The sequence below is a fragment of the bacterium genome, from assembly GCA_022616075.1.
GTDB lineage: Bacteria > Acidobacteriota > HRBIN11 > JAKEFK01 > JAKEFK01 > JAKEFK01.
Genome location: JAKEFK010000002.1, coordinates 1 through 22,205 on the forward strand (window position 1 = coordinate 1; position 22,205 = coordinate 22,205).

General features: G+C 48.3%; 22 protein-coding genes. 17 read left to right on the top strand and 5 right to left on the bottom strand.

Annotated elements, in window-relative coordinates; all coding sequences use genetic code 11:
• From L0156_00050 to L0156_00075, 6 genes are all read left to right on the top strand, one after another.
• Positions 1–1,687: HEAT repeat domain-containing protein (locus L0156_00050; GenBank protein MCI0601384.1), on the top strand; the 1,687-nt coding region annotated here is incomplete at its 5' end.
• The gene (locus L0156_00055) at positions 1,687–2,529 is read left to right on the top strand and encodes a protein-glutamate O-methyltransferase CheR (protein ID MCI0601385.1); all 843 of its coding nucleotides are present in this window, start codon (positions 1,687–1,689) and stop codon (positions 2,527–2,529) included. The genes L0156_00050 and L0156_00055, both read left to right, overlap by 1 nt.
• Positions 2,526–3,566, top strand: coding sequence for a chemotaxis response regulator protein-glutamate methylesterase (locus tag L0156_00060; GenBank protein ID MCI0601386.1), 1,041 nt, complete (start codon positions 2,526–2,528; stop codon positions 3,564–3,566). Before L0156_00055 ends, L0156_00060 begins: the two co-directional genes overlap by 4 nt.
• Before the next feature lie 73 nt (positions 3,567–3,639).
• Positions 3,640–5,235, top strand: coding sequence for an amidohydrolase (locus L0156_00065; GenBank protein ID MCI0601387.1), 1,596 nt, complete (start codon positions 3,640–3,642; stop codon positions 5,233–5,235).
• On the top strand, positions 5,228–5,920 hold the full coding sequence (locus tag L0156_00070) for an HAD-IA family hydrolase (GenBank protein MCI0601388.1): 693 nt from the start codon (positions 5,228–5,230) through the stop codon (positions 5,918–5,920). The genes L0156_00065 and L0156_00070 overlap by 8 nt, the downstream gene beginning before the upstream one ends.
• A 115-nt stretch (positions 5,921–6,035) precedes the next feature.
• Entirely contained in the window at positions 6,036–6,977 is a 942-nt protein-coding gene (locus tag L0156_00075; protein ID MCI0601389.1) for an NAD-dependent epimerase/dehydratase family protein, read from the top strand.
• A 59-nt stretch (positions 6,978–7,036) separates the two neighbouring features.
• Here the strand turns inward: L0156_00075 and L0156_00080 are convergent, their stop codons facing one another.
• The 4 genes from L0156_00080 to L0156_00095 are packed head-to-tail and all read right to left on the bottom strand — an operon-like array spanning position 7,037 to position 10,910.
• The gene (locus tag L0156_00080; GenBank protein ID MCI0601390.1) at positions 7,037–8,356 is read right to left on the bottom strand and encodes a hypothetical protein; all 1,320 of its coding nucleotides are present in this window, start codon (positions 8,354–8,356) and stop codon (positions 7,037–7,039) included.
• Positions 8,357–8,375: 19 nt separating this feature from the next.
• Positions 8,376–8,963, bottom strand: coding sequence for a cysteine dioxygenase family protein (locus tag L0156_00085; protein MCI0601391.1), 588 nt, complete (start codon positions 8,961–8,963; stop codon positions 8,376–8,378).
• Positions 8,964–9,000: 37 nt separating this feature from the next.
• A complete protein-coding gene (locus L0156_00090) occupies positions 9,001–10,368 on the bottom strand; it encodes a M20/M25/M40 family metallo-hydrolase (protein ID MCI0601392.1) in 1,368 nt (455 codons plus the stop codon).
• Positions 10,369–10,388: 20 nt separating this feature from the next.
• A complete protein-coding gene (locus L0156_00095; GenBank protein ID MCI0601393.1) occupies positions 10,389–10,910 on the bottom strand; it encodes an isoprenylcysteine carboxylmethyltransferase family protein in 522 nt (173 codons plus the stop codon).
• Between the two features lie 443 nt (positions 10,911–11,353).
• Between L0156_00095 and L0156_00100 the strand changes: the two genes are divergently transcribed.
• The 9 genes from L0156_00100 (at position 11,354) to L0156_00140 (ending at position 20,252) form a co-directional block, all read left to right on the top strand.
• Positions 11,354–12,445, top strand: a complete 1,092-nt coding sequence (locus tag L0156_00100) for a DegT/DnrJ/EryC1/StrS family aminotransferase (protein MCI0601394.1) — start codon at positions 11,354–11,356, stop codon at positions 12,443–12,445.
• Positions 12,445–13,125 carry a glycosyltransferase family 2 protein gene (locus L0156_00105; GenBank protein MCI0601395.1) on the top strand — a complete coding sequence of 227 codons (681 nt, stop codon included), beginning with the start codon at positions 12,445–12,447 and terminating at the stop codon, positions 13,123–13,125. The genes L0156_00100 and L0156_00105 overlap by 1 nt, the downstream gene beginning before the upstream one ends.
• Positions 13,126–13,208: 83 nt before the next feature.
• Positions 13,209–13,781 (top strand): class IV adenylate cyclase, encoded by a 573-nt coding sequence (cyaB, locus tag L0156_00110; protein MCI0601396.1) that lies wholly within the window; start codon positions 13,209–13,211, stop codon positions 13,779–13,781.
• Positions 13,782–13,847: 66 nt separating this feature from the next.
• On the top strand, positions 13,848–14,759 hold the full coding sequence (locus tag L0156_00115; GenBank protein MCI0601397.1) for an NDP-sugar synthase: 912 nt from the start codon (positions 13,848–13,850) through the stop codon (positions 14,757–14,759).
• Between the two features lie 37 nt (positions 14,760–14,796).
• Positions 14,797–15,771, top strand: coding sequence for a phosphotransferase (locus tag L0156_00120; GenBank protein MCI0601398.1), 975 nt, complete (start codon positions 14,797–14,799; stop codon positions 15,769–15,771).
• A gap of 93 nt (positions 15,772–15,864) precedes the next feature.
• Positions 15,865–17,160, top strand: a complete 1,296-nt coding sequence (gene asnS, locus L0156_00125; protein ID MCI0601399.1) for an asparagine--tRNA ligase — start codon at positions 15,865–15,867, stop codon at positions 17,158–17,160.
• A 93-nt stretch (positions 17,161–17,253) separates the two neighbouring features.
• Positions 17,254–18,564: a 30S ribosomal protein S12 methylthiotransferase RimO gene (gene rimO, locus L0156_00130; GenBank protein MCI0601400.1), complete on the top strand. Its 1,311-nt coding sequence runs from the start codon at positions 17,254–17,256 to the stop codon at positions 18,562–18,564.
• Complete coding sequence (corA, locus tag L0156_00135; protein ID MCI0601401.1) at positions 18,561–19,532, top strand: magnesium/cobalt transporter CorA; 972 nt, start codon at positions 18,561–18,563, stop codon at positions 19,530–19,532. The genes rimO and corA overlap by 4 nt, the downstream gene beginning before the upstream one ends.
• 36 nt (positions 19,533–19,568) lie before the next feature.
• The gene (locus L0156_00140; protein ID MCI0601402.1) at positions 19,569–20,252 is read left to right on the top strand and encodes a rhomboid family intramembrane serine protease; all 684 of its coding nucleotides are present in this window, start codon (positions 19,569–19,571) and stop codon (positions 20,250–20,252) included.
• On the opposite strand, the gene L0156_00145 is transcribed toward L0156_00140, so the two are convergent.
• The gene (locus L0156_00145) at positions 20,249–21,004 is read right to left on the bottom strand and encodes an SDR family oxidoreductase (GenBank protein MCI0601403.1); all 756 of its coding nucleotides are present in this window, start codon (positions 21,002–21,004) and stop codon (positions 20,249–20,251) included. The two genes, L0156_00140 and L0156_00145, sit on opposite strands and share 4 nt — an antisense overlap.
• Positions 21,005–21,195: 191 nt before the next feature.
• Between L0156_00145 and L0156_00150 the strand changes: the two genes are divergently transcribed.
• Together L0156_00150 and L0156_00155 are read left to right on the top strand one after the other, a co-directional pair.
• A complete protein-coding gene (locus tag L0156_00150; protein ID MCI0601404.1) occupies positions 21,196–21,495 on the top strand; it encodes a helix-hairpin-helix domain-containing protein in 300 nt (99 codons plus the stop codon).
• A gap of 117 nt (positions 21,496–21,612) precedes the next feature.
• Complete coding sequence (locus L0156_00155; GenBank protein ID MCI0601405.1) at positions 21,613–22,197, top strand: prepilin-type N-terminal cleavage/methylation domain-containing protein; 585 nt, start codon at positions 21,613–21,615, stop codon at positions 22,195–22,197.
• Positions 22,198–22,205 lie beyond the last annotated feature (8 nt).

The window sequence follows — 22,205 nt, forward strand, 5'->3', positions numbered from 1 at the left end:
TGATGTGGACGATCGCGAGACGGCGGCGCGGGAACTGCAAAATCATCCATTCGACGCGACCGTTCGAGCTACGCTATTAGATTTGATGGGGGATTCCGATTGGCGCGTGCGTCGCGCCGCGATCGAAGCTTTATTGACCAGCCACCGAGCCGAAGTCATTCCCGAAATTCTTTATGCGCTCTACGAAGAAACTAACGCCGGGAAAAGAAATGCCGCCCTGGATGCGCTGAATCGCTGCGGACGCGAAATCCTGCCTTTTCTAGAGCCTCATTTGCAGTCAAAAAATGCAGACGTGCGGATGTTTCTGGTAAGCATCATTGGCGATTTACGGGACGCGAATCATCTGCCTTTCATTATGGATTGTCTTCAGGATCCGGAACAAAATCTGGTTTCCGCTGCGATTGTAGCCCTCGGCAAAATCGGTCATCCTTCTTCGATTCCTCACCTTGTGGAAATGCTGCACCACAAAAATCTGTGGTATCAATTCCAGGCCATCGAAGCATCAGGTGAAATGCAGGAAGAAGCATTGCTTCCGCATCTTATTCCGCTGCTGGGATCGCCTTATTGCAGGAGAGCAGTCGTGTCGGCCCTGGGGAAATTCCATCATCCAACCGCGTACCAGGCACTTCTTGGATCACTCTTTGGAGGGCGGGCCTCCGTGCCCGCCGAAGGAGAACAGCTGGATCGTGACGCTCTTGGGGCCCTCACCGAAATTCTGGAGGCTCCACAACCTGAAGTTCTGCGCCGTAAAGACCGGTCGATCATCGCCAGGATCTGCAACAAAGTTTTAACTCCACCGCAGCAAGCGCTGTTCTGGAATGAGTTCGATGCGTACGCAGGAAACCCCGCGGGCGAGTCGCCCGCACGACAAAAGCCAGCAATTCCGCTTTTACAGGCGAGCAAAGATGAAGATGCTCTGGTGCGTCGCAAAGCGCTTCAACAGATGGGAAGCGACATCCGGATCGAATTTCGAGAAACCTTAATGGCAGCGCTTGCTGATGAAGATGCCCGGGCCCGCGAATATGCCGCCGCTGCTCTCGCCGCATACTCCTCCCCTGAAGTCACGGATGCTTTGTTATCCAGCTTGACCGATGAGGATGTGTGGGTGCGCGTTGCCATCTACAAAAGTCTCCCGGTGGAGAATGTAAGTGTGGCTGAGGTTTTCAAACAACAGCTTCAACAGGAGAATCCGATCGGCCAGGCCGCAATCCTCCGATGTCTCAGGAATTCAAAAGAGCCGGGGAACGGCGACCTTTTGCTGTCTTACTTGAATCATCCGGACGCGGAAATTCGCGCGGCCGCGTGCGAGTCGCTCTCCTGCTTTGATTCGGATCAAGTTCGAAAACGCCTTCTCTTTTTCTTGGAAAATGATCCTTCCTGGAATGTTCGTGTTGCTGCAATTCGCTCACTGGATCAACTTCATCCCGACGGTTATCAACAGAAACTCGTGGAAAGGCTTCAACAGGACAATGACGCAAGTGTGCGAAGGGAGATTTTGAATTCGCTTCAAAAATCTGAAGGACCCGATTTTCCCGATGATATTTTTGACTTCTTGCGCGACCCTGCGCTCGCCGATAGCGCTTATCAGTTTTTGGTTTCCCGTACTTATCAGAAAGAGCAAATCCTTCAACGCGCAGCAACCTGCGCTCCCGCCGTGCGACATATTGTTCAAAAAATTTTTGAGTAATGGGCTTAGAAACGAATCATTTTCCGCTCGACGACAACACGTACAGGCAACTCACGGACCTGATCCACAATTGCAGCGGATTACGGTTTGACCCATCCGCAAAATTTATGATCCAGAGGCGGCTCGAACCACGCCTGCTGTCTCTTCAGCTCGATTCGTTTGAAAAATATTACTACTACCTGCGTTATGATCCGAATCGCGAAACCGAAATGGACGTCATCTTCGATTTGATCACAACCCACGAAACTTACTTTTTTCGCGAAGAACCTCAGCTCCTTGCCTTCACAAACGAAATCATTCCGCAATTGATGGAGGCACGAAAGCAGTTCCGTACCATCCGCATCTGGTGCGCAGGCTGCTCTTCTGGTGAAGAGCCCTATACCGTTGCCATTCTTTGCCGGCAACTCCCGGAACTGCAAAACTGGAATGTGGAAATTTTCGCAAGTGACATTTCACAAAAGATGATTCATGCAGCACGGCGGGGAATCTATGGAGAAAACTCCTTTCGCTCCACGAAAAATCTGGTCAAATGTGTCTACTTTGACAAAACAAATGAGAACCAGTATCGAATTCATGATGAAATCAAACAGATGGTAACTTTCATGAAACTGAATCTGCTCGATGACAGGCGGGTCGGTGTTTTCGGTGAAATGGATGTGATCTTCTGCCGGAATGTAATCATTTATTTTGACAGGGAAGCCAAAAAGAAAATCGTTGAAAACTTTTTTCACAAACTCCGGCAAGGTGGCTACCTCCTTCTCGGCCATTCTGAGTCGTTATTGAACTTGACCACCAGTTTCAAACTGCGGCATTTAACAAATGACATGGTGTATCAAAAATGATCCGGATACTTGTAGTGGACGATTCAGCCTTCAGCAGAAAGGTGATCACAAAAATTCTTGAAAACATTCCGGATGTCCAAATCGTGGATACGGCCACAGACGGCCAGGACGCTTTAAAAAAAGTTTTAAGGCTCCGGCCCGATCTGATCACTCTCGATTTGGAAATGCCCAACATGGATGGGTTTACTTTCTTGCGGTGGGTAATGTCTACGATCCCCACGCCGGTGATTGTTGTATCCGCCCAGGAGGCAGATGAAAGTGTTTTCAAGGCAATGGATCTCGGAGCGCTCGATTTTGTTGTAAAACCCACGCCTCATCCCTCCATCGAATTGGAAGACATCAAAGCTGACCTGATTGAAAAAGTGCTTGCGGTTCCTTTGTTCCAGGAAAGGAAGACAAGAGAAAAAATGGAGATGGAAGCGCAACGCATGCGAGAAACGTTGCTGAAGGGAGTGCCTCTCCAAAAACCATCTGCAATAGTGATTGCGTCTTCTACCGGCGGACCGTCCGCAATTCAATCGATTCTTCGCGATTTACCTGCGACATTCGACGTTCCGATCCTGGTTGCGCAACATATGCCACGCACGTTCACGGCTCTGTTTGCGGAACGCCTGAACAAACATACCGGTTTGCGCGTGACAGAGGCGGTAGATGCTGAAATGCTGGAATCACACCATGTTTACATAGCTCCCGGCGGAAGTCACATGCTGGTTCGAAAAAAAGGGAATGGTTTCCGCATCGAGATCAGCCCGAGACTACCAGGGGCGCGTTATCATCCTTCCGCGGATCTGCTGTTTGAATCGCTTGCGAATGAGGCGGGGGCAAAAACAATCGGCGCAGTTCTCACGGGAATGGGCGATGACGGATGCCAGGGATTGGCGCGCATCAAAGCGAAAGGTGGTATCACGATCGCGGAAAGCGAACGAACCGCAATCATTTTCGGTATGCCGCAGGAAGCGATCCGCGCGGGCATTGTTGATTTTGTGCTACCTTTGCGGGAAATACCAATGGCATTCAAAACCCTGTGTAAATTATGATGAACCGCCAAGTCGCCAAGGGCGCCAAGGATTAATAGACTAAAAATTTTCTTGGCGTCTTGGCGGTTAAAACATGAAAGCGGATTTATTACTGACAAACGGTCCGGTTTATTCCGGAGTTCATGCGAAACCATTTCGCTATCTTGCCATATCGGGTAATCGTATTGTCGGAACAGGGCGCGGCAGTGGCAAAAGTTTCATCGGCCGGAAAACAACGGTCATCGATCTGCGTGGGAAGTCCATAACACCAGGAATCATTGATTCCCATTTGCATTTACTGGATTATGCGTGGAGCCTGGATCGCATCAATCTGGAGCCATGCCGCACAGCGCAGGAAGTTGTAGCCGTGCTGCGAGCATCCAGCGGAAGAAAAGTGGTGCGGGCGTCCCGCCTGCACAGCTGCGCAGACGAGACGTCCGCGCTACTTTGCGGCGGTTGGATTCGAGGTAGAGGATGGAACAGGGAGCAGTTTGATGGCTTTCCACATAAAAGAATTCTGGATGAAATTTTCCCGGATCGACCCGTGGCGCTTAACAGCCGGGACGGTCATTTCCTGTGGGCAAATACGGCGGCTCTGCAACGCGCCGGTTTAAGCGAAGACGCTGAAGTTTCAGGTGGATACATCGGCACAGACGCAAGCGGCGAACTGGATGGCATTTTTGGTGAAAATGCAGTTGGGCTGGTGCTTGCAAGCGTTCCGAAACCAGATGCTGAATCGCGCAGACGTTCATTGCTGGAAGCGCAATGGCGATTGCATGAGCGCGGCATTGTAGGACTTCACAGCACAGATGGAAATCAAGCTTTTGGTGACTTGCAAGATCTCCAGGCGGAATCAAAGCTGAAATTGCGCGTCTTTCACTCGATTCCCCTGAGTCAGCTGGACGAAGCGGTAAAAGTACAATTGAAAAGCGGTCTTGGAGACAATTGGTTTCGTTTTGGTTTTGTGAAAATCTTCAGCGATGGAACGCTCGGCTCACACAGCGCCGCGATGCTCGAGCCATTTCAGGAAACCGAAACCGTGGGCATGGATACGATCACTCAGGCGGAGCTGTCGGAAAAAATCCATCTGGCTTTGTCGAACGGAATTGCGGTTGCTGTTCATGCGATCGGCGATCGCGCGAACCGTCAAACATTGAATGCGTTTGAAAAGAATGCGGCTTTCCTGAACGTGCCTTCGGCTCGTTCGCGAATCGAGCATGCTCAGCTTATCCATCCGGATGACATACCACGTTTTGCGAAAATCGGAATCATCGCATCCATGCAGCCTCACCATGCGATTTCCGATTATGAGCTGGCAAAAAGATACTGGGGAAAACGATCCGAAACCTCTTATGCGTGGCGATCCCTGCGCGACGCAGGAGCAACCCTGATTTTCGGTTCGGATGCGCCGATTGAAAATCCGGACCCGCTGGAAGGTCTGAGCGCTGCGGTTCACCGTTCCAACTGGGAGAATCGCGCGCAAACCATCACTCCCTTACAGGCGATTGCTTCCTATACAATACAACCCGCTGCAGCCTCCGGCGAATTTCAGGAACGGGGAAGTCTGGAAACTGGCAAACTCGCGGATTTCGTCTTATTTTCAGAAGACCCGATCCAGAGTGAATTCAAAAATTGTAAAGTTGTGGGCACAGTCATCGATGGAAAATTCGTCTACAAAGACTTTGAATAAATTCAAAGGAATCTTTTTTGATGCAGGCAATACTCTGCTTTCCGTCTATCCTTCTGTTGGCAGCATTTACGCGGAGGCGGCCGGAGTTTTTGGATTGAACGTCACTCATGATGCGATTGAAAAATCATTCAAGGAACTCTGGACGCTGACAGCGCCTCTCGTTTCCAATGAAGGACACAGGCTGACATATGAAAAGGAACGGGACTGGTGGAAGTATCTTGTTCGTGAAGTTTTTCGCGAACATCTTCACCTAATGGATTTCGATCAGTTCTTCGATTACCTCTATCGCCGTTTTGCAGAGACAGATTGCTGGCGTCTCTATGAAGAAGTACCGGTTGTGCTGCAGGAACTGAGACATCGTGGTCTGAAACTCGCAATCGTTTCCAACTGGGATTCGCGCCTTCCGTCCCTATGTGATCAACTGGGAATCTCCCGCTATTTCGAAACCATGGTCATCTCCGCTATCGTCGGATACGAAAAACCGCATCCAACCATTTTTCAGATTGCCCTGGAGCAAACAGGGTTATCGCCTGAGGAGGTGATCTATATCGGTGATGATCCTTACCTGGACTACCAGGCCGCGCGAAAAATCGGAATCCATTCACTGCATCTCGACCGCTACAATCGCTTTCCCGATCATCCCGACCGGATTGTTTCGCTTGCTGAGTTGATGGATCATTTGTAATCGTGGATCTTGATCGTAATCGTGATCGTGATCGCCGTCGTAAATCATGATCGAGCGACTCACGATTAGGATTATGATTACGATCACGATCAAGATCACGATCCACGATTAATCCATGGCTGAGCGGATCTTAATCACTGGCTGTTCGGGCTATCTTGCTCAAAGACTCATCGAAGCCTGCAAGAATGATCCTGCCGTTGAATGGCTAGGTGGCATCGATGTGCGTCCTTCAAAGAACCCGGAGGGCATCCATTTTTCCTCACTCGATGTGCGTTCCTCTGAGATTGCAACTCTCCTTCAGCAGAACCGCGTAACCACAGTCGTTCATCTCGCCTGGGTGTTCAATCCCACGCACGAACCAAACCTCGAATACGATGTGGATGTCGAAGGAAGCCGGAACATCCTTGAATGCATTCAAAAAGCTCATGTTCCGTATTTGATTTATCTCAGCAGCACAACGGCGTACGGACCGCATCCGGATAATCCGCAAATTTTTGATGAGAGTTATCCAAGACGCGGGCATCACGGCTATCTGTATTCAAAATACAAAGCTGAAGTCGATCACATCATGCTGGAATTTATGACGCAGAATCCGAATCAGGAGATGTTTGTCATTCGGGCGCCGATTGTTCTGGGGCCCAATACAAGAAACGTTGTTACACAAATGACGGAGCTTCCGGTTCTGATCGGAGTGCGCGGGTTTGATCCACCGATGCAATTCATCCATGAACAGGATTTGCAAAGGCTTCTTGCCTGGGCCGTGAATCGAAAACCGAAAGGTGTGTATAACGTTACCGGGCACGGAACTATCCAATATAGCGGCATCGTGAGGCATTTGAAGAAACCATCCCTTTGGGTTCCGGCTTCCTTGATCTATCCAACGTTGCGCGCGTTATGGAGCTTGCATGCGGTTCCCTTTCCTCCTTCTATCCTGGATTTCATTCGCTATCCATGGGTTGCGAGCGGCCAAAAGTTTCTGGAAAACTACGATTTCAAGATCGAGAACAGTTCCGAAGAAGCGTTTTTGGCCTACGCTAAAGCAAGGTTTGGTAAGTAACGCAGGCGTCTCGCCTGCGGGAAAGCTGCGCAGACGGGACGTCCGCGCTACTTTGTTTATCAGAAACGGACGCGTAGGGTGATCAGGAACTCATCAGCATGAACCGGACGCGCGGCGGTAATATCATGAAAGGAGTATTCGGCTGTCAGATCGACCCCCTGGATGATTCCGATTCTCACACCCAGATCATATTTCCTCCAATCCCACTTTGTACTTGGCGCAACAAACCGGGGATCTGAAATGAAACCATTATCCAGCATGCTGAAGCGAAAAACCGGCTGAAGAAATGTGAATAACTGTTTTCCACCTGCGGAATACGCAAGCGGCAAGCCGGCCCGGAATAAAATTTCTACTTCGTATCCATCGCGTTTCAGCCCAGCAACTTCCTGATGGACTCCTTGAAAGAAGACGCGAAAATTTTGCCACTGGAATTCCACATTTCCGCCATATTCCTCTTTATCGTTTCCACGAATGGGAAGTCCGATCCCGCCGGTTCCATCCAACAAATCGAGATCCCCGCCATAGAATGTGCCTCTTAAGTCAGCGCGTTCTGCGAGTTCACGCTGGTAATAAAAACCCAGTAGATCGACACCTTTCGTTTTGTCTTCGGATGAAAAGCGCAAGCCGAGTCCGGCGCCAATTTCCGCTTTTTCAAAACTTACATCCTCCACTTCTGCGTCATAGAGAATGGGAAAGCCGGAATTGAGATGTAGATCGGGATTCGGAAAGCGAAAATCGTCGTTGCCATTGTCGCCCGCTAACGCATTCGGATCTCGAAAAAAGACGGGATTTCCCGTGGAAAACTGCGTGCGCCAGTACAGATGTTCTCCAAAACTTCCACCGATCTGAAATTGGTGATCTTCAAATCTATTGAACGCCGTGGAGACCAATCCGTAACTTTCAAGGTTTCTGTCCGGTTGTCTTTCGAATTTTGGAGCTTTCCCAAACAACACGTACAATGCAGTCGGATCACCGTCCTTCAGGAAATCTGCGCGCCTTCCAAATTGCATCCAGGCTTCTTTCAGATTGACCGTTTGATCGGTGCTTGTTGGATTCCGGTTATACAGATCGATAACAGCAACGCGCAATCTGCCGGTGATCAAATCGGCCGGAGTAAGATCGACGATCAGGTTAAACGCGCTGACCTCAACGGAAGAGCCTGGCGAGACCGTTCGTAGAAAAACGGATGTTTGACCGCGCGGAATGAATTCAGGAGGAAATGGAAACTGGAGCGGAAACCGTGAATCTTCCGACCACCGGTAGTGGGCTTTGAATTCCCCATGAAACTCAAAGAGCTTCTGCTCCGGCTCTTGCGTTGCTTCTTGCGCTAAAGCGCTAGAGCAAATGATCAGTAGAATCGCAGCAGCGAGCAACTTCATGAGTCCCCCCGTTGGATTGCTAAGCCAGCTTTACTCTCTCCGCCTGTATATCCATTTTAAGAACGCCGTATTCGCTGGTGTTCACAAGCGGCATATCCTCATAACACTTGTTCTTCAAATCATACACTTCGCAAGTGTCGAATGGTTTTGAATAGACATGCAAAGAAACCGCCCTGCAATCATAAGAAGGAAGGTTCAAAACCTGATGGACCGGTTCTTCCGGATCAACTTCTCCGGGTGATTCCGGACTAAGCTCGAACTGAACGCTGGATTTGAGGTCACAGAAATGTCTGGAGATATCCTTCTGTATGAGAGTAAAGTTGTGAACCATCAGGCGTCCGTACGGGATAGCCATCCAGCATTTCTGATCACGATGGTTATGGATCACGCTCTTTTGTCCCTTGTCCCAACAGACTGCGATGAGCTCAAACAACGGCGTTTTATGAATCAGATTCCGTGTGTAATGCTCTGAAGAAAAGTAGAGATACGGAGCAAGCGTCGCAATATCGACAGGATGAGAGCGCAAAAAGGTCAGGACATTCTCAAGCGTGAAGTCCGTTTCCGGTATCGCTGACAAACGACTTACAAATTCTCCAATATTCACCATATTTTATCCGAACTTGACGCCTTGGCGTCTTGGCGGTTCAAAGTGCAGCCACGTTAGCGAAGTATTTTGCAAATGTTTTGATTCCTCCGGAAGCCTGAACCCAATCAAAATTCTCATTCGGCGCATGATATCCATGCTCCGGCAACGAGAGTCCAATAAAAATAATAGGTGCTTTCAAATACCGCTGCATTGTCACAACAGCGCCAATGGAGCCACCCTCACGGATAAATGCAGGAGAGCGCGAAAAACCATATTCGATGGCATCTATGGCGCAACGGATATGATCTCCGGACAGATCCCCGAGATAGGGATCTAGCTTTGCGTCTAGAATGACTTCGACATCCGGATTTAGTTTTTTCACATAACTCTTGATCAGCTTAAAGATCTTTTCGGGCTTCTGATTGGGAACCAGGCGGCAACTAAACTTCAGCTCCCCGCGTGGCGGAACAACCGTTTTCACACCAGGACCTGTGTAGCCTCCCACCAGACCATGCACTTCAAAGGTGGGCATCGTCCAAACACGTTTCAGAAGATCCACCGCAGTATTTGCCCGAAGAGACCTGAAACTGTAAACCTGTTTCCACCTTTTCATATCAAAGCCGGAAGATAAAAAGCTGTCCACTTCTTTTTTGCTGACTGCCTTTACGTCTTGATAAAATCCGGGAATCTTTACCTTTCCTGTTTTTGCATCGTAACATTGCGCAACAACCTGACATAATTCACCCAGCGGATTCCTCGCGGCTCCGCCGGTTACTCCCGAATGAGTGTCCTTTTCGTGAGTTTGTAAAACCATCAATGCCGTAATCATTCCGCGTAATCCGTATGGAATGGCCGGTTTGTTCCGTGAAATCCACATCGTATCGGAAACCAGAACAGAATCGGTTTTTAACGAAGCCGCATTGGCTTTCATGAATTCTTCAAAGTGCGGACTACCAATTTCTTCTTCGAGCTCCCAGATGAACTGAATATTCAGAGGCACACCATTTTCCACAGCATATCGGGCGCCTAGCAGCGCTGTCAGACCAGGCCCTTTGTCATCGGTTGTGCCGCGACCCAGATAGCGGCCATCCTGTTTTACAAAAACGAAAGGTTCCCGCACCCATTCCGGCTCTTGTGCGGGTTGAACATCCATGTGGTTATAAACGGTAAGAGTCTGCCTTGCACCCGGAACTTGAAAGCGGCCAACCACTACGGGATTTCCACTTGTTTCATGCACAGTTGCTTCAGCGCCAAAAGCACGCAAATATTCTGCTGCTAAATTCGCTCCGCGCCGCATATCGCCTTTCCGGCCTGGATCCATGCTGACCGTTGGAATCTCAACCAGCTGACCCAACATGTCTACAAAATGCACACGACTCCCTTCAATGTATTTATCCAGATTCTTCAAGTATTTTTGGTCGCCCATCAGATTCTCCTTTTTCACCATCAGTAGATATGGGGAATCAACCGGTATGATTTTGAGCTGTACTCTTCGTAAACACTGCCGAAATGCTTCAACATCAGCCTTTCTTCCTGCGCCATACGATGAGTCAACAGCATAGAATAAATGACAACAAAAATAAACCCCAAGAGGGTGGGGAATACGAGTACAAATCCGATCAAACTTAAAACAGCTCCCAGATAAATCGGATGGCGTATCTGCGAATAGATCCCGGTGGTGATGAGTTGATGATTTTCTTGAATCGCAACGTAAATGCTGAACTGCCGCTTCAGTGTGCGAATCGAGATATGGCGAATGATCAGACCGCAAAGAAACACGGGTGTTCCTATGTAACGAAAGTAAACAGGAAGATTCAGGGATGTAAAATTCCGGCCTGCAAAAAACGGGATACAGAACGCCGCGCCTGCAGTTAAAACCAACAGTAGAATGAACAGCGTTCTCGATTCGCCCTGCTCTTTTCCCTTATTGATTCCGCCACGACCGCCCGAAAAAACAGAAATCGCCACAAGGCCACTGCAGAAAAATATTGTACGCGGTAAATCCTGAAAAAATAGTTTCGCCGAACCGAAGCCCGCTAACACAGACAAGGAAAACAGGGTTATAGCAAAAACAGTACGAAACACGGAGAAACATTATATATGGAGGAAGGATTAGGAGAGGAGATTAGGAATTACGATTACGATTACGATTAAGATCACGATCCACGATTATAAATGAATATACCGCAGGGACCTTGAGGGGGGAGGTATAAGGGCAACAGGAATTAAATCAACTGACGAACCAAAACCATCGACCCCCTAAATCGCTTCAAAAAATAAGTGCAGGTCACCTGCGGTGAACTAATTATATGAAACTGCAAGTTAGAACTCAATAGTTAATTTTTGTGATCGTGACGCGGGGGGAGAAAAGTTTGTAAGTTCATGCGGAATATGGTACTTTCAGTCCACTGATGAAGGTCCCATTGATCGATTTACAGGCTCAATTCCTGAATCTTCAGCCCGAAATTCATCAAGCGATTGAGTCGGTCCTGGCCAGCCAGAAATTTATCCTCGGTGAGGAAGGGCGCTCCCTTGAGAGCAGGATCGCGGAGTTAACGCAGACGAGCTTCGCTGTCGGTTGTGCCAGTGGCACCGATGCCCTGCTTCTTTCCTTGCGCGCAGTGGGGATCGGTCCCGGCGATGAGGTCATTACCACCGCGTATTCCTTCTTCGCTACAGGCGGAATGATTTCCTGGATTGGAGCTGTTCCCGTTTTTGTGGATATTGATCCGGGAACATTCAATCTCTTGCCCGAACAAGTCGGAAAAAAAATCACAGCAAAAACAAAAGCCATCCTGGCCGTACATTTGTTCGGTCAATGTTGCTCCATCGAACAACTGTTGCCTTTCAATCTTCCTGTAATCGAAGATGCGGCCCAGGCGATTGGATCCATGCGAAACGGTAAACCGGCAGGATCGATCGGGATTTCCGGATGTTTTTCCTTTTTTCCGACCAAGAATCTGGGCGCTTATGGTGATGGAGGAATGATCGTAACGAGTGACGAAACACTGGCAAAAAAACTGAAAATGCTAAGAGCTCACGGACAGGAATCGCAACGCTACTATCACTCATTTATCGGCACGAATAGCCGGCTCGATGAGCTGCAGGCGGCGGTTCTACGCGTAAAACTGAAGTACTTGCAGCAGTGGAATGAGAAGCGAGCAGCCAATGCCGCCTATTACAATGAACGTCTGAAGGATTTGCCTCTCGAAATTCCTGTGATCGATGCCGCGAATACTTCTAATTTTCATCAGTATGTCATCCGAAGTAAAAACCGGGACCGTCTCAAAAACTATCTTGCGGACCAGGGAATCGGCACGGGGATCTACTATCCATTGATTCTCCCTTTACAGCCTTGCTTTTCTGAGCTTGGCTACAAAGCCGGTGATTTTCCCAACGCCGAAGAATGTTCAACAACGTCCCTTGCACTGCCGGTTTACCCTGAACTGACTGCAGAACAGCTTGAATTTGTGGTGCATCATATTTTCCACTTCTTGCAATAATGTTGTTATCCATCCTTATCCCTGTTTACAACGAAGCAAAAACGATTCGTCAGATAATTGAACGGGTGCAGTCAACTCCTTATGACAAGGAAATCATTGTTGTGGATGATGGCTCGAGTGACGGTACAACAGAAGAGCTGAAACAGATGGATCAAAATGTCAAAGTCCTGCTGCATGAAAAAAACAGAGGGAAGGGAGCAGCCATCCGCACAGCTTTGCAGCACGCGACGGGTGATATTCTACTCATCCAGGATGCAGACATGGAATATGATCCTTCCGACTACCCTCAGCTCTTGGATCCGATTCAATCCGGAAAAGCGGATGTTGTATTTGGCTCGCGGTTTCTGGGAGGAGGAGCGCACAGGGTCCTGTACTTCTGGCACTCCCTTGGCAACCGCTTCCTGACTTTGCTGGCGAACATGCTGAACGACTTAAATATGACTGATATGGAAACCGGTTATAAGGCATTTACTCGTGAAGTCCAGAAGGCCATACGGATTCGCTCCAATCGTTTTGGATTTGAGCCTGAGTTTACCGCGAAAGTTGCCCGGAAGCGTTTCCGTATTTACGAAGTTCCGGTCTCTTATTATGGTCGTGGATACCGGGAAGGTAAAAAAATTACTTGGCGGGACGGCCTCGCAGCATTATTTTGGATCTTCAGATATCGATTTTTTGATTGAAATAAACCGCCAAGACGCCAAGAGATATATCTTGTCTTTTTTCTTGGCGAACTTGGCGCCTTGGCGGTTAAAATTGAGAAGTTATGCATGAAACGGAAATCAAACTTCCAATTACCGATCTGCACCAGGCAAACAACAAGGTACGCAAATTAAACGCCTCGATACTGAAAGAGCGTCATCTGGAAGACAACTTTCTGTTTGACCGGCAAGAACGATTCCTCGCGAATGAGCGTATGCTGCTGCGCCTGAGAATCATGGCTTCACCGGAACCTCCTTTTAAAGAATGGAAAGCCATACTCACATTCAAGGGTGTGCCCGAGGTTTCTGATGGCGTAAAGAAACGGGAAGAGATTGAATCTGAAATAATGAATTCGAATAACCTGAAGGAAATCCTTTTTAGGCTCGGTTTTGAAATTACTTTCCGGTATCAAAAATACCGTACGGTTTACAGGTTGGAAAATGCCGATCTGGATATCTGCATCGATGAAACTCCCATTGGAAATTTTTTTGAGTTGGAAGGGGAAATCTTAAGGATTCATGAATTTGCCACAAAACTCGGCTATAACCGGGATGATTACATCACTCAGAGCTACGCAACACTGTATTATCGATGGTGTCAAAAAACGGGCAACCAAGAGCCATATATGGTGTTTTAATCAATGTAGCGCGGACGTCACGTCTGCGAAGTTTGCAGGCGGGACGCCCGCACCACTTTGTTTAATATGAAAGCGCTCATTCTCGCAGCCGGTCTCGGGACACGAGTCCGCCCATTTACATTTTTCCGCGCCAAAGCGACCCTTCCACTTCTGAATATTCCATTTATTCATTACCCGCTGCACTATTGTTCCGTTCATGGAATTCAGGAAGCCGTTGTGAACCTGCATTCGCTGCCGGATTCGGTTCGTGAAGCCGCCGGAAACAAGTATGGAAACATTCGGATTTCCTATTCCGAAGAACCGGAAATTCTGGGTACAGCCGGTGCTATGCGAAAAGCGGCCCGTTTGCTGGACGGGGACCCGTTTTTGGTGATGAACAGCGATATGTTAACCGATATTCCACTTCAAGAGGTCTTGAGTTTTCATCAGGATTCGCAAGCGGACATCACGCTTGTCATTATGAAAGACGCGAGATTCTCTCACTATGGTGGCTTATATTTTCAAGGAGATCTTTTGAGGCTGTCCGGATTTCGATCTGGTCCCGGAGAATCGTATCATTACACGGGATTGCAGGTCGTCAGTCCTCAAATTCTGGAGCATATTCCCGATGGCAAAAAGACCGGAATTTTTACCGATATTTATCCAGGTATCATGAAAGACAAAAAAATCTATGGTTTCGTTTATCATGGATTTTGGAAGGAGATGGGAAATCTGCGCGAATATCTTCGAACAAGCCTGGAACTAGTGCGCCAACCGCTGCCCGAAAAGCTGATCCCGGAGGGAGCGCAACTGTCAATGGTCTCTCCTGAGGCAACAATTGAAGAAGGTGCTGATGTGATTGATAGCCTGGTGATGGATGGAGCCCGTATTGAATCCGGCGTGAGAGTAGAACATTCCATCATCGGATGGGATGTTACCGTTACTGGTACTGTTCGAAATCAAGCACTCGCCCGCGGTATCCTTCCCTGGTACCTATAGCATCTGTCGCGTCTGGCGTTGCGCGTCTGTCGCGTCCATGGAGGTGTATCTGAATTCAATCGAAACAGTAGCCGCGTACAATTTGCCGGAGGAAACACCATCCGGTTTTGTTTGTACGAGACTCACAGGCGATGCATCCTCACGTTCTTATTTTCGAATTCAAGGGGATTCCGGACAATCTCTCATTCTGATGAAGATGCCGGAGCCTTATCAGGAGAGTAATTTCCCATATCTCCAGAACTATGAGCTCTTCCGTTCTGCGGGAGTTCCTCTGGCCGAGATTTATCTATTGCAACCGGAACGGGGGGTTGTGTTCTTGCAAGACCTGGGCGATTTCACTTTTTATGAATTGAACTCATTATGGAACGAGCAAACACGGCTTCGATTTTTTTTACGATCTCTTGATTATCTTCATCAAATCAAGAATCTGCCGCCGGTAGAGGGGGCCGCGTTCAACACAGAAAAATTTCTGTGGGAATTGAATTATTTTCGAAAGTATTTCCTGGAAGGCCTCCGCAAGATCGAGTTTACGGAAGAGGAATCAACCGAGCTGCAATCCTATTTTCTGACCCTCGCGACCGAGATAGCTACTGATGTGCGAGTCTTTACTCATCGCGACTACCATTCACGGAATCTCATGCTGTGTGGCGAAGAAGTCTATGTGATTGATTTTCAGGATGCCAGGCTTGGGCCCGTAACGTATGACCTTGCATCACTTTGTTACGATTCGTATATTCAACATTCGCCTGAGTTCCGGCGGCGCCTCGAGCAAATGTTTTTCACTTATCACCCGGATGCCAGGATTGAGCGTTTTGAATATCCTCGCGTTTGCCTGCAAAGGAATTTAAAAGCTCTCGGTACATTCGGCTATCAGACAACAATTATGGAACGGGAGTTTTATTTGCAATTTGTGCAGCTTACTCTTTCCTATGTGAAGCAGCATTTTCAAAAATTGCCTGAATATTCAGGTTTCGAGCGAATATTGTGTGCTCATATTCCCGAACTCGCATAGTTTTTCACCGCAGAGGACGCTGAGAACGCAGAGAACAGCATGAGTTTTTCTTCTCGGCGCTCTTCGCGTTCTCTGCGGTAAAATAAAGGACTTATGAAACAAGTTTACATTGATAGAATCAGCCGGCATGAAGGCGAGGAAATCACCATCAAAGGATGGCTTCACAACAAACGTTCCTCCGGAAAAATCCAGTTTTTGATAATCCGGGATGGCACCGGTTACATTCAGGGAGTTGTCGTCGCAAATACGGTTTCCCCCGATCTCTTTCAGCAATTTGACCGCATCACGCAGGAAAGCGCCTTGATTGTTCATGGCAAAGTGCGCGCGGACAAGAGAGCTCCCAGCGGTTATGAGCTCGATGTCACGTCCTATGAGATCGTGAGCATCGCGGAAGAATACCCGATTACACCGAAAGAACATGGCGTGGCTTTCCTGATGGAGAAGCGTCATCTGTGGCTGCGCTCCACTCGCCAGCATGCAATTCTCCGGATTCGCGACGAAATCATTCGTGCTTGTCGCGATTTCTATCACCAGGAAGGCTTCACTCTTGTGGACGCTCCGATCTTTACTCCGGCAGCGTGCGAAGGGACTACTACACTATTCGAAACACAGTATTTTGATGAAGGCAAAGCTTATCTAACACAGAGCGGACAGCTTTACAGCGAAGCCACCGCGATGGCGCTCGGAAAAGTGTATTGTTTTGGTCCGACTTTTCGCGCGGAAAAATCGAAAACGCGCCGGCACCTTACGGAGTTCTGGATGATCGAACCGGAAGTGGCTTTTGCAGAATTGCATGACATCATGGAGCTCGCGGAACGGTTTATCAGTTTTATCGTTCAACGTGTTCTTGAAAACCGCAAAATTGAACTAAAGACGCTCGAACGGGACATTACAAAACTGGAAAGTATACAGCCTCCTTTCCCCCGGCTTTCTTACGATGAGGCCGCAAAATTTTTGAAGGACAAAGGTCTCCCCTTTGAATATGGAAGCGATTTTGGTGGCACGGACGAAACAGTATTGTCCGAAAATTACGATCGTCCGGTGATGGTGCACCGGTATCCGGCAGCGACAAAAGCTTTTTACATGCAGCCGGATCCCGAAAACCCGCGCCTCGCGTTGTGTGTGGACGTTCTGGCTCCGGAAGGCTATGGGGAGATCATCGGCGGAAGCCAGCGTATCCATGATTACAATCTCCTTTTGCAGCGAATCAAAGAGCATCATCTGCCCCAGGAAGCGTTTGAGTGGTACCTGGATTTGCGACGCTACGGCACCGTACCTCATAGCGGATTTGGAATGGGCATCGAGAGGGTTGTGGCATGGATTTGCAAGCTGGAACACGTTCGTGAGACAATTCCCTTCCCCCGGATGCTATACCGCATTTATCCATAAAAATTAAAACCACAGATAAACAAAGATGAACGCAGATTTTGAACATTTTTATCTGTGTTTATCTGTGTTCATCTGTGGTTACATTAAAGAATCATGAAAAGAGTAGGCGTTATCAGCTTAGGCTGTCCGAAGAATTTAGTCGATACGGAAGCCATGCTTGGGCAGCTAGTCGACAAAGGTTACTCGATCTCTGCCAATCCAGCGGATTCGGAAATTGTAATCATCAATACTTGCGGGTTCATTGAACCGGCGAAAAAAGAATCCATCGAAACAATTCTTCGCGCCGCTCAACTCAAAGAAAGTGATCCTGACAAAAAACTGATCGTTGCCGGTTGTCTTGTTCAACGATATGGAAAAGAGTTGAAGGCCCAGCTCCCCGAAGTGGATCACTTTGTGTCGTTGAATGATGTCGAGCGGATTGTTGAGGCCTGCGGCCAGCAATTCGAAGAGAGACTGGAAGCGGAACCGGCCGAATACATTTACGACGGCAAAGTGCGTCGCATTCTAACAACTCCTTCTTCGTATGCATATCTGAAAATAGCAGAGGGCTGCGATCATGTGTGCGCATTTTGCGCGATTCCTTCCATGCGGGGAGCTTACAGAAGCAGGACGATCAGCTCGATCTGTTCCGAAGCATCGGAGCTCGCGCGTCAGGGAGTGAAAGAGCTGGTTTTGATTTCCCAGGACAGCACCATCTACGGCGCTGATCTTGGATTGCAGGATGGCCTGGCTCTGCTGACGCAAGAATTATGCAAAACGGAAGGCATCGAATGGATTCGCGTCATGTACTCCTACCCGAACAGTTTGCGCCAATCCTTTTTAGACGTGATGGCGGATCAACAAAAAGTCTGTCGTTACATCGACATGCCTTTGCAACACGCGAGTGGTCCTGTTCTGGCCCGAATGAAACGGGGTGGAAATGGCGATCTGTATAGAAAGATGATCGACAATATTAGAAGGACGGTCCCGGATATCGCCATTCGCACCACTTTTATTGCGGGTTTTCCGGGCGAAACGGAGGAAGACTTCAGCACTTTGTTGCATTTTGTTCAGGATGTTGAATTCGATCGGGTCGGTGTTTTCCTTTACAGCGACGAAGAAGGAACGAGCGGTTACAATGTGCAACCCAAAGTGCCTTACGCGGCGAAAGTCCGCAGGAGAAAGGAGTTGATGACGCTCCAGGCCGGGGTTTCACGTAAAAAGAATCGCAAATGGATCGGACGGCAGATGAGCGTGATCGTTGATGGCGCAGATTCCCGCAGCTTGCTCGCGCGAATGTACAGCCAGGCACCCGACGTTGATGGAGTGGTACGAGTTCATGGTGATCCGGCTCTGCCGGGAGAGTTCCTGAACGTTTCTATCACTGGGGCCGGTGAATATGACCTCAGCGCCCGCCTTTTATGATCACCGTCGTTGAATACGATAAGAAACCAAAACGTCTGACCGTTCACGAAAACATCAACTGGAAAGAGTTCCAATCTGATCCCGAAAATCTTTACTGGTGGGACTTGAATGAACCGACAGAGGAAGAATCGGAATGCCTCGCCGGTTATTTCAATTTTCATCCGCTGGCTGTTGATGACTGCCTCGCCGATATTCAGTATCCGAAAGTGGATTTCTACGAAACCTATCTCTATCTGCTCATTCACGGAGTGGATGTGGACCGCACCAGAGCCGAGGGATTTGCGCCCAAAGAGCTCGACATATTTCTAGGTCCAAATTATCTGGTTACCTTTCACAAAAAAGAGACGCGTTCGGTGAGCGAAGTGTTGAGACGCTGCAAAGAAAATACACCGATTTTTGATTATGGAATCGATTTTGTTCTCTACACAATTCTGGACATTCTCGTGACAAATTACCTTCCTGTCCTGGAAGAGATCGAAGATGAACTCGATAAGACCGAACAGGAACTTTTCGAAGATCCGAAGTCAACGGTTTTGCGCAGGATACTCAATCTAAAACGAACATTGTTAAAGTTGAAAAAAACGATCTTTCCGCAGAGAGAAGTGATGAATCATCTGGCGCGAAATGAATATCAATTCATCACGCGGAAAACTCAATTCTATTTTCGTGATGTGTACGATATGCTCTATCGAATGGCTGAAATGACGGAATCTTTTCGTGATGTAACAACCGCCATGGTTGAAACTTATCTTTCTACCGTATCCAACCGGCTCAATGAGGTGATGAAAGCGCTCACGTTAATCACTACTATATTTATGCCGTTAACTGTGATCACGGGAATCTATGGAATGAATTTTGCTGATATGCCGGAATTGCGATGGAAATATGGCTATTTTGTTGTGCTGTGCGTCATGGTTATCGTCGGTGGTGGATTGTTCAGCTACTTCCGCCACCGTAAATGGATCTAAACCTTTGAACTTTTGAACTCTTAAACTTTAAGAAAAATGTTTCCATTACGGGATACGATTCGTCCGAAGACTTATCCGGTCGTGAACACGATTTTCATCGTGATCAACATCTTGATATTTTTCTACGAATTTTCGCTCGGACGAAAAATGGAAGCCTTCGTTTATCAATTCGGATTGACTCCCATCCGGTTTTTCTGGGGACTGCAAAACAATCTCGCCGATGCGGTGATCCCGGTTTTTACTTCCATGTTTTTGCATGGAGGGTGGCTTCACTTAATCGGAAACATGTGGTTCCTTTACATTTTTGGAGATAACGTAGAAGACCGCGTCGGGCATGTTGCTTACATCTTTTTCTACTTATTGTGTGGAATCGGTTCAGCATTGACCCAGACCTTTCTTCAAGCGAATTCGAATATTCCCATGGTGGGCGCTAGCGGAGCAATCGCCGGTGTGCTGGGCGCTTACTTTATGCTGTATCCTCATTCCCGCATTCTGACGCTCGTTCCCATTTTCATTTTTCTTCAGATTATGGAGATTCCTGCCGTTGTATTTTTGTTTTTCTGGTTTCTATGGCAGTTCATTCAGGGAGCTCTTGCCGCCTCGACTCCGGCTCAAGGGGGAGTTGCATGGTGGGCGCATATTGGTGGATTTGTCGTGGGACTCGTCCTGATTTTCTTCTTCAAAAAACGCGAAAAACCCAAGCCTTCCTACTGGAACTAACCTACTAAAACGGCTCCTCCATTCACATTTAGAATCTCGCCCGTGATGAAGTTGGAGAGGTCGGACGCCAAAAACAAAATGGGTCCTGCAATTTCTTCAGCTGTGGCAACTCTGCGAAGGGGGATCAAGGATACGATCTGTTTGTATTGTTCAGGATCAGCAAGTGGACCGGAGCTCATGTCCGTATCAACCCAACCTGGCGCCACACAATTGACCTGAATGGATGGCCCAAGCTCAGTTGCCCAGGATTTTGTCAGCGAAATGATGGCTCCTTTCGTGGCAGCGTAATGTGAATGAAACGCTTCCCCGCGCTGACCTGCTGTCGAGGAAAGATTGATGATGCGACCCTGGCCCTGCTTCTTCATTTGTTGAACTGCATAGCGAGTCACGTAGATTAGCCCGGAGAGATTAATGTCAATCGTCTCGCGATATACATCTTCTTTCATTTCATCGATAGGAGCATATGTCCAGATACCTGCGTTATTAACGAGCACATCCAGTTTTCCAAATTCTCTGCAGGCCGTATCGACCAGTTCCCGGCAATGACTCTCTTCCGCTATGTTTCCGGCCACACTGATGCCGCGGTGTCCAGCCTTTCCGATCTCCGCAACGACTTCCTCAGCAGCTTGCTCATTCCGGTAGTAACTGAAGACAATATCGGCCCCGGCTTTTGCCATCAAGATCGCCGCGGCACGTCCGATGCCGCGGGATCCACCGGTAATCAACACCGTTTTATTTGCCAGACTGATCATTGATTCACCCTTCCATCAACCTGCGTTTACACGTGTAAGACATAGTAGCGCAAGGCTTTAGCTTTTACAACGCTCAAAGGGTGATTCATTCTCCGCGTCCTGACAGGAACCATTCTTAAGTTTCTTCTCTGTGAATCGTTCCGGTGAAATTGGCATCAACTTTGCGAAATGAGATTGCGAGGAGGAAATGAATGAAACGCGAAATAACAAGTTTATTGGTACTCGTTCTGGTTATCTTTTCCCTGAACCAACTGGGGTTTGCGCAAGCTGCATCGCCCTCAAAGGAAACGGGGAAATCGGTGATCAACATCAACACAGCCGGGCAAGCCGAACTGGAACGGCTTCCAGGAATCGGCCCATCCCTGGCAAAAAAGATTTTGGACTTCCGTCAAAAGAATGGTCAGTTTAAAACGCCGAATGATCTGATGGCCGTTCCTGGAATTGGTGAAAAAAAGTTCGAGCAACTCAAGAACCTGATCACGGTCAAATAGCCCTACATCCCACCCACACGCTGAAACCCAGGGTCCTCAAGCCCTGATGTGAGGGAGAACTCCCTCCGGCTAATTGGCGGAGGGAGTTTCCTTCAACCGAATGGGAGGAAAAAGCTGATGCGCGGCATGTCTTTGCTGGAGTTGCTGGTGGTGGTCGGTTTGATCGGCCTGTTTGTTGTGTTCACAACAACGAATTTAACTGCCACACAACGGCAATTGGACTTTGATCATTTCGCGCGGGAAATCGCCAGCTCTCTGGAAACATGCAGATGGAAAGCGTTCCGGGAGCGTTGTTATACCGGAATTCTGATCGGACAGACTCCGGAAGGTTATCGATTTTCATTCTTCTCCGATGGAAATCAAAATGGAATCCGCACTGCGGACATCCAGCAGGGAACGGACACTCCGTTTTATCGACCGGTTGCCATTCGAAGAGCAGCAGGGGACATGGAAGCTGCGGTTTTGACGGGTGCGCCTGAAATTCCACCGAAAAAAGGAGAGCTGGATGTAACCGATCCGGTAAAGTTTGGGAAATCCAACATCATTTCGTTTTCACCCGATGGTCAATCTTCTTCGGGCACTTTATACCTGGCCTGTCATTCACAGAAACGAATGTACGCAGTTGTCTTATATGGACCGACAGCGCGAATCACGCTCTGGAAATACAGCAATCAAAAGTGGCAAATGGTGGGAGATCGATGAGATCTTCC